This is a genomic window from Micromonospora sp. CNZ280 (assembly GCF_011759515.1).
Map to the genome: position 1 here is coordinate 516,298 of NZ_JAAOYP010000002.1, position 12,848 is coordinate 529,145.

The window sequence follows — 12,848 nt, forward strand, 5'->3', positions numbered from 1 at the left end:
GCAACCCCGGCGCACTCCTCGCGCTCACGGCTGCGCCCCGTCGACCATCCGCAGCTCGCCGAGGCAGGCCTCGCGCCAGCGCCGTTCCACCCGCGCCGCCGCTTGCGGCCAGCGGGACCGGTCGAAGTCGAACACCAGGGTGAGGTCGCCGGCGTACAGCGGTGGCCCGTGCCGGACCAGCGCGTCGAGCGCGGACCGGAACGCGGCGTGCCGGGCGGTCAGCTCGGTCGGGTCGACGTCGAGCACGGCGGCGATCCGGGCCAGCCGCCAGTCGGCCGGCTCCGCGGCCAGCGCGCCGAAGACGCTCTCGTCGCCGGCCTCCACGGCGCTGGCGAGTTCCGCCTCGCCGGGCAGGCCGAGGTCGGCCGGGTCCACCCCGAGCTCGCGGGTGAACAGGTACTCGCCGACCAGCTCGCTGGGCGCGCCGTCGGGCAGCGGCAGCCCGGCGACCACGGTCAGCCCGCTGACGGTCACGCCCGCCTCGCCGAGCTGCCGGGCCAGCTCCGCGGCCAGTACGCCGCCGAGGTCCCGCCCGGTCAGCTCCACCGGCCGGCCGCGCAGCTCGGCGCGGAGCGCCGGGAGGTAGCCGGCCGCCCGCCGCTCCGGGTCCTCGACCGCGGCGTCGCCGGGCAGCTCCAGCCGGACCGGCCCCTCGGGCGGCACCGGGAACGGCAGGGCGGGCGCCGCGTCCGGCCCGGTCACCGGCTCGGCGGTGTCCCCGCCGGTGAGCCCGGCGGCGAGCGTACGCACCGTCGCGCCCTCCAGCAGGTCCCGCAGCATGGTGTCGAAGAGCGCGCCGGACGCGGCCGGCACGTCGTCCCGGATCCGGCCGACCAGCTGCGCCGCGAGCAGCGAGTCGCCGCCCAGGCTGAACAGGTCGTCGTCCCGGCCCACCCGCTCGACGTTGAGCACGTCGGCCCAGATCGCCGCGATGGCGGTCTCCAGCTCACCGCTGGGCTCGGCGGATCCGGCGCCGCGGGCGGCCGCCGCCCGGGGCAACAGGGCGCGCAGGGCGGCCCGGTCCACCTTGTCGTTGGCGGTCAGCGGGATCGCGTCGAGCACCTCCAGCCGGCTGGGCAGCATGTACTCCGGCAGCCGCTCGGCCAGATGCCGGCGCAGCGCCGCCGGGTCGACGTCGACCCGGTCGGGCTTGAACCGGGCGGCGAAGACGTGCATGCCTATCGCGTCCAGGGCGGCGTCGGTCGCGGAGAGCTGGACCGCCGGCGCGGCGCCGGCCGCGGCGAGCAGCTCCCGCCACTGCGGAGCGGAGATGAAGGTCTCGTCCCGGCCCGCCCGCACGTCGGCGAAGTCCCCGGCGGTGGCGTCGAAGAGGAACTCCATCGAGGTGAGGATCTGGTAGTTGTCCCGGGTGGTCTCGATGAACACCAGCCAGCCGCCGGGGCGCAGCAGCTCCCGGAACCGGGCCAGCGCCTGGCCGGCGTCGCGGGCGTAGTGCAGCACGTTGGCGCAGAGGATCACGTCCACGCTGTTGGCCGTCATGCCCTGCGCGCGGAAGTCCACGTTGAGGTCGAAGAGGTGGTAGTCCACCCACGGGTAGTCGGCGAACCGCTCCCGGGCGCTGTTCAGGAAGAACTGGGAGACGTCGGTGAAGGCGTACCGCACCGGGTAGCGGTCCAGCGCGGGGATCAGGTCGATGCTGGTGCCCCCGACGCCGGCGCCGACCTCCAGCACCCGCATCGGGCGGTCGGCCGGCCAGGCCGCGGCCAGGTCGCACATCGCCCGGACGACCAGCCGGTTGAGGCTGTGGCTGAGGAAGTTGCCCTGGTACGCCGACTCCTGGATGTCCAACCGGCCCTGCGGGAAGAGCAGCTGCACCGGGTCGACCTCGTCGCGCATCAGCTCCGGCAGGTGGGCGCTGGCGGTGCGGAAGTAGCCGACCAGCTCGGTGCGCAGGCCACCGGCGTCCTGCATCCGGTCGATCTCCTGCCACGCGGCGCGCACGGTGTCCGCGTCGACGGTCAGGCTCTCCGGCGCCGGGCGCAGCCGGCCGGCCGGGTCGCGCCGGATCAGCCCGTGCCGCTCCAGCGCGGCCAGCCAGCGCCGGATCAGCCGCTGGTGCTTGGCGCCCACCCGGGCGGTGCGCATCACCTCGTCCACCGTGTGCCCCACCTCGGCCGAGGTGAACAGTCCCTGGTCGCGCAGCGCGCGGATCATCGCCAGCAGCGCCGTGCGGTCCAGCTGCCGGGCGAACCGGACGGCCTGCTCACCGTCCTGCTCGGCGCGGATCGCGGCCAGTTCCCGCACCGCGGAGGCGGCCAGGTCGACAGGGTCGGCCGGGCCCTCGGCGCGGCGGGCCGGCTCCACGAAGGCGACCAGCCGCCGCTCCAGCGGGGCGTCGCCCTCGACCACCACCGCCGCGGCGCCGACCGGCGGGTACGACTGCGCGGCGGCCTCGATCTCGGCCAGTTCGATCCGGTGCCCCCGGATCTTCACCTGGAGGTCCTCCCGGCCGAGGAACTCGATGTCCCCGCTGGGCAGGTACCGGCCCAGGTCGCCGGTGCGGTAGAGCCGCTCGCCGGTGACCGGGTGGCGGACGAACCGCCGCGCGGTCAGCTCCGGGTCGCCGAGGTAGCCGTCCGCGACGCCGACCCCGCCGATGTACAGCTCGCCGACCGCCCAGTCCGGGCAGGGCCGCAACGCCTCGTCCAGCACGTGCATTGTCTGGTTGGTCAGCGGCCGCCCGTACGGGATGCTCGGCCACTCCGCCGGCACCTCGTCGATCGGGTATCCGATGGACCAGATCGACCCCTCGGTGGCGCCGCCCAGGCTGTGCAGCACCAGGCCGGGGAGCAGGGCGCGGATCTGGTCGGGCAGCCGCACCGGGATCCAGTCGCCGGAGAGCATCGCCAGGCGCAGCGAGTCCAGCCCGGTGGTGTCCGCCACGGCCAGATAGTCGGCGAGCATCTGCAACTGCGCCGGGACCGAGTTCCACAGGGTCACCCGGTGGTCACGGATCAGCTCCGCCCAGTGCGACGGGTCGCCGCGCCGGTCGGCTGCCGGCAGCACCAGTGCCGCACCCACCGCCAGCGGGCCGAAGATGTCGTAGACGGACAGGTCGAAGGAGAGCCCGGCCAGGCCGAGCACCCGGTCCTCCGGCCCGACCGCGAACCGCCGGTTGATGTCCTCGACGGTGTTCACCGCGCCCCGGTGCGGGATCACCACGCCCTTGGGCCGGCCGGTGGAGCCGGAGGTGTAGATGACGTACGCGGTGTCCCGGTCGGCGACGCCGACCGGCGCCGGCGGTTGGTCGGCGGGCGGAAGCCCGTCGGCCACGATCCGGCGTACTCCGGCGGGCAGGCCCTCGGCGTCGGCGGTGGTCACCGCGTACCGGGCGCCCGCGGCGTCCACCAGGGACTCCTTGCGGGCCACCGGGGCCCGGGTGTCCACCGGCAGGTAGGCGCCGCCGGCGAGCAGCACGCCGAGCACCGCCACCACCTGCTCCGGCCCGGGCGGCAGCAGCACCGCCACCAGGTCGCCCGGTGCGCCGCCCGCGGCGCGCAGCGCGTCGGCGACCGCCGCCGCCCGGGCCAGCAGCTCGCCGTAGCTCAGCGTGCGGTCCGGGCCGATCACCGCCGGCCGGGCCGGGGTACGCCGGCACTGCGCGACCACCCCGTCGTGCAGCAGCGCGCCGGTGAGCGGGGCGGTGGTGTCGTTCGCCTCGGCCCGCCGGGCCAGCTGGTCGGCCGGCAGCTCCACCGGGTCCGCGTCGTCCCACCGCCGTCCCGCCGCGAGCTGGCGCACCAGCGTTTGGAACGCGCCGAACATCGCCTCGACCATGCCGTCGGGGAAGATGCCCTGGCGGACGTCCCAGTTGACCACCAGCCCGTCGGAGCGCTCCAGCGCCTGGCAGTCGATCCAGACCTGCGGGGTCTGGCTGATGCCGTAGCCGAAGCCGACCCGCTGCGGGCCGGACTCCCCGGCGGTGCCCAGCCCGAGCGCGCTGGTGAAGACCACCGGCATCAGCGCGGCGTCCTGGCCCCGGCGGCGGGCCAGCTCGCGCAGCACCTCGACGCCGCTGACCAGCAGGTGGTCCATGTCCGCCCAGAGCTGCTGCTGCACCGCGCCGGCCCGCTCACCGAAGCTGGCGCCGGCGTCGCCGTCGACCTCCAGCAGCACCGCCGAGGTGAAGTCGCCGACCAGCCGGTCGACCTGGGGGTGCAGCGGCAGGCGGCGGAGCATGGTCAGGTTGAGCAGGAACCGGCGCCCCTTGCTCCACCGCCCGATCACTTCGGCGTACGCGGCGAGCACCGCCACCGACGGGGTGACGCCCCGATCGGCGGCGAGCCGCTTCAGCCCCTCGTACGCCTCCGTGGACAGGTGCAGCCGCCAGCGGCGGAACCGCACCCCGCCCGGCTCGGCGGGGCGGTCGCCGAGCACCACCAGCTCCGGTGCCGGCGGCAGCGTGTCGATCCGGTGCCACCAGTACTCGCGGTCCTTGGCGTACCGGCGGGTGCCGCGCAGCTGCCGCTCGCCGAGCAGGTAGTCGCGGAAGGAGAGCTCCAGCGGGGGCAGCCGGTGCCCGGGGTCGTGGTAGCAGCGGGTGAACTCCTCGAGCAGCAGCTGGATGCTGACGTAGTCGGCGACCAGGAAGTCGATCGACAGGTGCAGCACCGCGCGGTCGTCGGCGCGGGTGACCCGGACCTCGAACAGCGGCCAGCCGTCCGGCGGGTAGACCCGGTGGTCCAGTTCGGCGCGGACCCCGTCGATCGCCGCGGCCACCGCGGCCGGGCCACGGCCGCGCAGGTCGAGCACCGGGACGACCAGCGGCGGCGGGTCCGGCACGATCCGCTGCGACCCGGCCGGGTCGATCCGGGCGCGGAGCATGTCGTGCCGGCGCACCAGCATCCGCCACACCTCGGCGACCCGGTCGCCGTCGAGGTCGGGGAAGGTCAGCTCGCCGTACGCGTGGCAGCCCACCCCGCTGTAGGCGAACGCGCTGCGCCGACCCAGCACGTAGGACATCTGGATGTCGGTGAGCGGGAACGGGTCGTGGCGCGCCGCCGGGTCGGGCTCCAGCCCGGCCGTCGGCGCCCCCTTGAGGTACGCCAGCAGCTCCGGGCGGCGGGCCCGCAGCGTCTCCCGGCGCTCCTCGGTGAGCACCCCGCGGGGCGCCCGGAAGCGCAGCTGGCCGTCCTCCTCCCACAGCTCGACGCCGTGCGCCTCCAGGGTGTCGACCAGCTCCGACACGGTGACCGCTGGCTCGATCACAGCACCCCCTCCTCGAAGGTCGCCCCGGTTTGGTCGAGCCGCGCCGCGACCACCCGGGCCTGCCCGGCCACCGAGGGCGCGCTCAACACCTCCCGCAGCGACATCTGCACGCCGAACCGCTGCCGGATCAGCTGGACCAACCGGGTGGCGAGCAGGCTGTCCCCGCCCGCGGCGAAGAAACTGGCGTCCCGGTCGACCACCGGGAGGTCGAGCAGGCCGCGCCAGAGCCCGGCCACCCCCTCCTCGGTCGGCCCGCGCGGCGGCTCCGCGACCGCCACGCCGGCCGCGCCGGCCAGCGCCGCGCCGACGGCGACCCGGTCGACCTTGCCGTTCGGGCTCAACGGCAGTCGGGGCAGCACCGCCAGCTGCCGGGGCACCATGTAGTCGGGCAGCCGCGCGGCCAGGTGGGCGCGCAGGTCGTCCGGGTCCACCTGGCCGACGGTGGTCACCGCGGCGGCGAGCCGGCGGGTGCGCTCGCCGACCGCGCAGGCGATTGCGGCGGTCACCGCGGGGTGGCTCTCCAGCGCGGTCTCGATCTCGCCGAGCTCGATCCGGTGGCCGCGCACCTTCACCTGGTGGTCGACCCGGCCGAGGAACTCCAGTGTCCCGTCCGGCCAGTACCGGCCCAGGTCGCCGGTGCGGTACCAGCGTTCGCCGGCGTACTCGACGAACCGGGCGGCGGTGCGCTCCGGGTCGCCGTGGTAGCCGAGCGCCACCCCGGCGCCGCCGATCCACAGCTCGCCGGGCACCCAGTCCGGCCGGTCCCCGCCGGGCCCGTCGACCACCCGGTAGCACTGGTTGCGCAGTGGAAAGCCGTACGGGATGGAGGTCCAGCCCGGCGGCACCTCGGTCACCTCGAAGGCGTTGGACCAGATCGCCGCCTCGGTGGCGCCGCCGAGCGCGACCAGCCGGCACCGGCCGGCACCGGCCGCGGCGAGCCGCCCGGGCAGGTCCAGCCCGACCCAGTCGCCGGAGACCAGGGCCAGCCGCAGCGCCGCCGGCAGGTCGTCGCCGGCCTCGGTGAGCAGCATGTCGAGCAGGGCCGGGACGCTGTTCCACAGGGTGACCCGGTGGGTGCGGGCCAGCCGGAGCCAGGCGGCCGGGTCGCGGCGCTCCTCCTCGGCCGGCAGCACCACGGTGCCGCCGGCGGCGAGCAGCCCGAACAGGTCGTACACGGACAGGTCGAAGTCGAGCGCGGAGACGGCCAGCACCCGGTCGGTGGGGCCGACGCCGTACCGCTGGTTGACGTCCTCGACGGTGTTGACAGCGCTGGCGTGGGAGATCACCACGCCCTTCGGATCGCCCGTGGAGCCGGAGGTGTAGATGACGTAGGCCGGTTGGTGGGGCGGTACGGCCACCGGTTCGGCCGGGGCGTGTTCGCCGGCCCGGTCGAGGAACGCCGCGTCGATCACGGTGCGTGCGCCGCTGTCGGCGACGATCCGGTCGCGGCGCAGCGCGGGGTGGTCCATCCCGACCGGCACGTACGCCGCGCCCGCGGCCAGCACGCCGAGCACCGCGACCACCTGCCCGGGGCCCTTGGGCAGGGTGACCGCCACCCGGTCGCCGGGGCGCACCCCGGCGGCGCGCAGCGCGGCGGCGACCCGCCCGGCCCGGTCGGCCAGCTCGCCGTAGCCGAGCACGCCGTCGTCGCCCCAGGCCAGCGCGGGCGCGTCGGGCCGGGCCGCGGCGGCGGCGAGGAAGCCCTCGTGCAGCAGCCGGCCCGAGCGCGGGCCGGCGGTGTCGTTGACCCGGCGGCGCACCGCCGCCTGCGCGTCCGGCAGCGGCACCCGGGCCGGTGCGTCCCAGTCGGCCGCCCCGGCCAGCCGGACCAGCAGGTCCCGGTACGCGGCGAACATCGCGTCCAGCACGCCGGGGCAGAACGCCTCGTCGACGGCGTCCCAGTTGAGCAGCAGCCCGCCGTCGTGCTCGGTGACCTGGTGGTCGAGCAGCACCTGCGGGGTCTGGGACAGCCCGGTGCGGTACTCGCCGAACGGGGTGCGCAGGTCGAAGCGGTGCTCGGTGGCGTCCCGGACGCCGAGCGTGCTGGTGAACACCACCGGCATCAGCACCTCGGGCGCGCCGGTGCGGCGGGCCAGCTCGCGCAGCACGGAGATGCCCGAGTAGGCGCTGTGCTCCATGTCGGACCAGACCTGCCGCTGCAACCGGCGGGCCGCCGCGGCGAAGCTCTCCCCCGGTTCCGGCCGGTCGGCCACCAGCAGCAGCGAGGTGAAGTCGCCGACCACCCGGTGGATGTCCGGGTGCACCTCGGGACGGTCGAAGAGGGTGAAGTTCAGGGTGAACTCCTCCGCGGCGCTCCAGGCCCGCAGCACGGCGGCGAAGGCGGTGGCGACCACGGTGGAGCCGGTGACGCCGTGCCGCGCGGCCCGGTCGGTCAGCCGCCGCCAGTCGGTCGCGTCGAGCCGGCACTCCCGGCGGCTGAACCGGTGTCCGGAGAGCTGGGCCGGGTCCCGGGCCAGCGGCAGTTGCGGCGCCGGGGGCAGCTCGTCGATCCGCTTGAGCCAGTGGTCGCGGGCCGCCGCCCGGCGGGCCGGGTCGACCGGGTCGGCGAGCAGCACGTCGCGGAAGGAGAGCCCGATCGGCGGCAGGACCGTCTCCGGGTCGGCGTAGAGCCGGGACAGCTCGGCGAAGAGGATCATGATGCTGAGCGCGTCCAGCACCGCGAAGTCGAGGCTCACCCCGAGCCGGGTGACGCCGTCGGCCGAGCGGACCGCCCGCAGGTCGAACAGCGGCCACGAGTCGGTGGCGAAGACGTGGTGGGACATCTCCGCGCGCATCGCGGCGACCAGTGGCTCCGGGTCCGTCCCCGCGTCGGTCACCCGGATCCGCACCGGCGGCACCTCGGGCAGCACGCGCTGCCGGCCGTCGTCGTCGAAGACCGCCCGGAGCATCCCGTGCCGGGCCACCAGCCGGTTCCAGGCCGACTCCAGCTGGTCGAGGTCGACGTCGCGGCCCTCGAACTCCCAGTACCAGTGCGAGCCGACCCCGCCGAGGGTGAACTCCGGCCGCCGCCCCAGCCAGTACGCGCGCTGCACCTCGGTGGCGCCGAACGGCTCGTGCCGGTGCTCCTCGTCCGCCCGGATCGCCACAGCGGTGGCGGGCGCCGGCCGGCCGGGGCTGAGGTGCCGGGCGAACTCCGCCAGCGTCGGCGTCGCGAAGAGCTGGGTCAGGCTGGCGTCGGCGTACCCGGCCTGGCGCAGCGCGGCGATCACCCGGGTGGCGAGCAGGCTGTTGCCGCCGAGGCTGAAGAAGCTGTCGGCGCGGCCGACGGCCGGGTTCTCCAGCAGCTGCGACCAGATCGCGGCCACCCGCGTCTCGGTCTCGCCACGCGGCGGCTCCGTCTCCTGCCGGCCGGGCCGGTCGGCCAGCAGGCCGGCGATCGCCGACCGGTCCACCTTCCCGTTGGCGTTCAGCGGCAACGCGGTCAGCAGGTCGACCTGCCGGGGCACCATGTGCTCGGGCAACCGCCGGCGCAGGTGCGCCACCAGGTCGTCCACCGCCGGCTCGACGTCCGCCGGCACCACCGCCAGGGCGAGCCGGCGCGGCTCGGTGAGCACCAGCGCGACCGTTCGGGCCACCCCGGGATACGACCGTGCCGCGGCCTCCACCTCGCCCAGGTCGATCCGCTGGCCGAGCAGCTTCACCTGGAAGTCGGTCCGGCCGAGCAGCTCCAGCGTGCCGTCCGGGTGGTAGCGGCACAGGTCCCCGGTGCGGTACCAGCGCCGGCCGTCGTGCTCGACGAAACGCTCGGCGGTACGGGCCGGGTCGCCCCGGTAGCCGCGGCCGACCCCGACGCCGCCGAGCCACAGCTCGCCCGGCACCCAGTCCGGGCAGTCCCGGCCCCGCGCGTCTACCACCCGCACCCGCTGGTTGCGCAGCGGCGCGCCGTACGGCACCGAGCGCCAGTGCGCGGGCACCTCGGTCACCTCGTGCCAGGTGGAGTGGATGCCGACCTCCGTCGCCCCGCCGAGCGCCACCAGCCGGCAGCCCGGGGCGTGGGCGGTGAGCCGGTCGCGCAGGTCCAGGCCCACCCAGTCGCCGCCCAGCAGGGCGAGCCGCAGGCTGCGCAGTTGGCCGGGCCGGGCGGTGGTGAGCAGCATGTCGAGCAGGGCGGGCACCCCGGTCCAGACGGTGACCCCGTGCCGGTCGACCTGCTCTGCCCAGCGCTGGGCGTCCCGGCGGGCCTCCTCGGGCGGCAGCACCAGGGCGCCGCCGGCCGACAGGTAGGCGAAGAGTTCGTACACCGACCAGTCGTGCTCCAGCGAGGTCACCGCGAAGCCCCGGTCGTCCGCGCCGACCCACCAGCGGTCGCCGATGTCCTCGATGGTGTTGGCCGCGGCCCGGTGGCTCATCTCGACACCCTTGGGGGTGCCGGTGGAGCCGGACGTGTAGATGACGTACGCCAGGTCCTCCGGGTCGACCTCGACGGCCGGCGACAACGGCGCCGCGGTGGCCGCCTCCTCGACGGTCAGCGCCGCCGTCCCGGACGGCCAGGCCAGCGCGGCCCGGGTGGACTCGTCGGTGAGCACCAGCCGGACGCCGGCGTCGGCGTGGATGGCGGCGCGCCGCTCGGCCGGCTGGCCGACGCCGACCGGGACGAACGCGCCCCCGGCGCGCAGGACGCCGAGCACCGCGGCCACCTGGTCCGGCCCGCGCGGCAGGGTCACCGCCACCGGGTCGCCGGGCCGGCAGCCCCGCGCCGCCAGCAGGCCGGCGATCCGGTCGGCCCGCTCGGCCAGCGCCCGGTAGCCGACCGTGCTGCCGTCGCCGGCGACCAGCGCGACCCGGTCGGGGTGCTCGGCGGCGTGCCGGTAGAACGGCTCGTGCAGCCGGCGCTCCCGTTCCGGGCCGGCCGTGCGGTTCACCGCCGCCCGGCGCGCCGCCTGGTCGGCGGGGAGCAGGCTGGGCGTCGGCGCCGACCAGTCCCGCTCGGTGGCCAGCCAGTCGAGCAGCCGCAGGTACGCGTCGAACATCGCGTCCAGCACGCCGTCGCAGAACAGCTCGGCGACCGCGTCCCAGTTGAGCAGCAGCCCCCCGGCGTGCTCGGTGACCTGGTGGTCGAGCACCACCTGGGGAGCCTGCGAGATGTTCCAGCCGAGGGTGCCGAAGTGCTCGGTCACGGTGCGGCTGAACAGCTCGCCGAGCCCGAGCGCGCTGGTGAAGACCACCGGCGCGAGGGTCTGCGCGGCGCCGTCCCGCCGGGCCAGGTCGCGCAGCACCTCCAGCCCCGAGTACGCGGAGTGCGCGGCGTCCGCGGTGAACCGGGCCTGGGTCCGCCGGACCAGGTCCAGGAAGGAACCACCCGGCGTGGTGTGCACGCCGAGGATCAGCAGGTTGCTGAAGTCACCGACCAGCAGCCCCACGTCGGGGTGGATCGGCTCCCGGTCGAACAGCGGCACGTTGAGCAGGAAGTCCGGCTCCTCGCTCCAGCCGGCGAGCACCTCGCTGAACGCGGCCGCGAACACCATGGACAGGGTCACGCCCTGGTCCCGGGCCCGCTCGGCGAGCCGGGCCCAGCGGTCGGCGGAGAGCCAGTGGTGCCGGCGGGTGACCCGGTGCCGGGTCAGCTTCTCCGGCGCCACGGCCAGCGGCAGCCGGGGCGCCCGGGGCAGCCGCGGCAACCGGTCGGCCCAGTAGCGTTCGGCGTCCGCCCGGCCGGGCACCGGCCGGGCCCGGCGGTCGGCCAGGTAGCGCGGGTAGCTGTAGCCGATGGCGGGCAGCTCCGCGGCCGGGTCGGCGTAGAACGCGGCCAGGTCGTTGATGATGATCCGGAAGCTGAGCGCGTCCGCCACCAGCATGTCGATGTTCAGGTGCAGCCGGGTCCGCCCGTCCGGCAGCAGCGACACGCCGACGTCGAAGACCTCGCCGCCGGCCACGTCGAAGCGCCGGTGCGACAGCGCGTCCCGGATCCGGGCCAGTTCCGCCTCGACCCGCCCCGGCGGCAGTTCCCGCAGGTCGTGGATGGTGAGGCCGGGCCAGCTCGGTTCGGGTTCGATCTGCTGGCGGCCGTCGCCGAGCACCCGGGCCCGCAGCATGTCGTGCCGGCGCAGCAGCGCCCGGGCGGCGGTCTCCAGCCGCCGCGGGTCGACCGCCGCGCCGTCGAGTTCGGCGTAGAAGTGGGTGGCCACCCCGCCGAGGGTCAGGTTCTCCGCCCGCCCCACCCAGTACGCGTGCTGCATGGTGGCCAGCGGGAAGGGCGCGCTCTCGTCCACCTCGACGTAAGCCGGGGCGGCCTTGGCGGCCGGCTCGGCCGGGGCGCTCTGCCGCTGTGCGATCAGATCCTGCCACTGCGCGAAGGTGGGGCGGGCGAACAGGTCGGCGAACTTCACGTCCACTCCGGCGGCGCGCCACCGGGCGGCCAGCCGCATCACCTTCATCGAGTCCAGGCCGACGGCGATCAGGTCACCGCCGGCCTCGTCCAGCGCGGTCTCCCCGCCCACCAGTTCGGCGATGTCGGCACGCATCCGGTCAGCGGTCAGCGGCGTCCCGGTCGCGGGCAGGGTGCTGTGACTGTCCATCGGTCTCCCCGGGGTGGAGGGGTCGGGCGGGGTCGGGACGGGATCGCGTCAGGCGCTGTTCTCCGCCCGCTGGCGCAGGTGCTCGGCCACCGCGAGCCACTCCTCGGCGATCGCGCAGGCCAGGTCGGCGATGGCGTACGCGCAGTGCGGCGCGATCGAGTGCACGACCGTCTCCCACCCGTCGGGTGAGGTGGCCCGCGCGTCGAGCCACCGCAGGAGGCTACGTCCGCTGTCGGTGAACCGGACAGACGGATCGCGCCGCAGGTTGCGCAGAATCGTCTCCCGATCGCGCAGCGGCCCGCCCCGTACGCTCATCAGCCGGCGCAGCTCCCGCTCCGGGCTCGGCGGCTCCGGCCGGGGCCGGTTGCCGCGCTGGCGGGGCGGGATCGGGTCCTCGCCGCGGCGGATCCGTTCCCGCACGTCCCGAGCGGTGCCGGGCGAGATCCCGGCGCGCCGGGCCACCTCGCGCAGCGAGGCGTCGGGACGCAGCGCGAACAACTCCCCGGCGCGGCGGCGACCGTCCGCGCCGTTGACCGGGCGGACCCGGCCGTCCCGGCCGATCCGGCTGGGCAACTGAGGCTGGTCCACAGTTGCACCCCGCCGGATGACGCCGACGGTCTTGGCGGACAGGCCGGTCACGGCGGCGATCGCCCGGTCCGACCACTGTGGGTGGGACCGGAGGATGCGGGCGGCGGCCGCCTCCCGGTCGGCCAGCGAGAGCGGCAGCCCGTGGGCGATGTTGGTCTCGACGGCGATCACGAAGGCGGCGTCCTCGCCGCCCTCGAAGAGCCGGCAGGCGATCTCCTCCTGGCCACGCAGCACGGCCGCCCGCAGCCGGTGCATACCGTCGATCACCCGCAGCGTCTGCCGGTGCACCAGGATCGGCGGCAGGTCGGCGTCGGAATCGGCGAGCATCCGGACGTGCTGCACGTCCTCCCCGGAGAGCCGGGGCGAGTCCGCCGGCAGCAGCTTGCTGATCGGCAGCATGGTGACGGGGTGGTTCTCGGGCGATGGAGACGGCTTCGGGATCCGCGGCGGCTGCATGGGTCGCTTGACCTCCGTCGCCGCGGACGTGCTGGGCAT

3 protein-coding genes are annotated in these 12,848 nt (G+C 75.7%); all 3 read right to left on the reverse strand.

Going from position 1 to position 12,848, the window contains the following annotated elements:
* Nucleotides 1-24 precede the first annotated feature (24 nt).
* From FHX32_RS17425 to FHX32_RS17435, 3 genes are read right to left on the reverse strand one after another with little or no spacing between them, the layout of a single operon-like run.
* Entirely contained in the window at nt 25-5,229 is a 5,205-nt protein-coding gene (locus FHX32_RS17425) for a non-ribosomal peptide synthetase (protein WP_167183951.1), read from the reverse strand.
* Nucleotides 5,226-11,765: an amino acid adenylation domain-containing protein gene (locus FHX32_RS17430; protein ID WP_486481153.1), complete on the reverse strand. Its 6,540-nt coding sequence runs from the start codon at nt 11,763-11,765 to the stop codon at nt 5,226-5,228. Before FHX32_RS17430 ends, FHX32_RS17425 begins: the two co-directional genes overlap by 4 nt.
* A 48-nt stretch (nt 11,766-11,813) precedes the next feature.
* Entirely contained in the window at nt 11,814-12,752 is a 939-nt protein-coding gene (locus tag FHX32_RS17435) for a ParB/RepB/Spo0J family partition protein (protein ID WP_208418836.1), read from the reverse strand.
* Nucleotides 12,753-12,848 lie beyond the last annotated feature (96 nt).

Bases quoted from the DNA above. Each gene is read 5' to 3' on its own strand.
- FHX32_RS17430 (WP_486481153.1), bottom strand. From the start codon at position 11,765: ATGGACAGTCACAGCACCCTGCCCGCGACCGGGACGCCGCTGACCGCT.
- FHX32_RS17435 (WP_208418836.1), bottom strand. From the start codon at position 12,752: ATGCTGCCGATCAGCAAGCTGCTGCCGGCGGACTCGCCCCGGCTCTCC.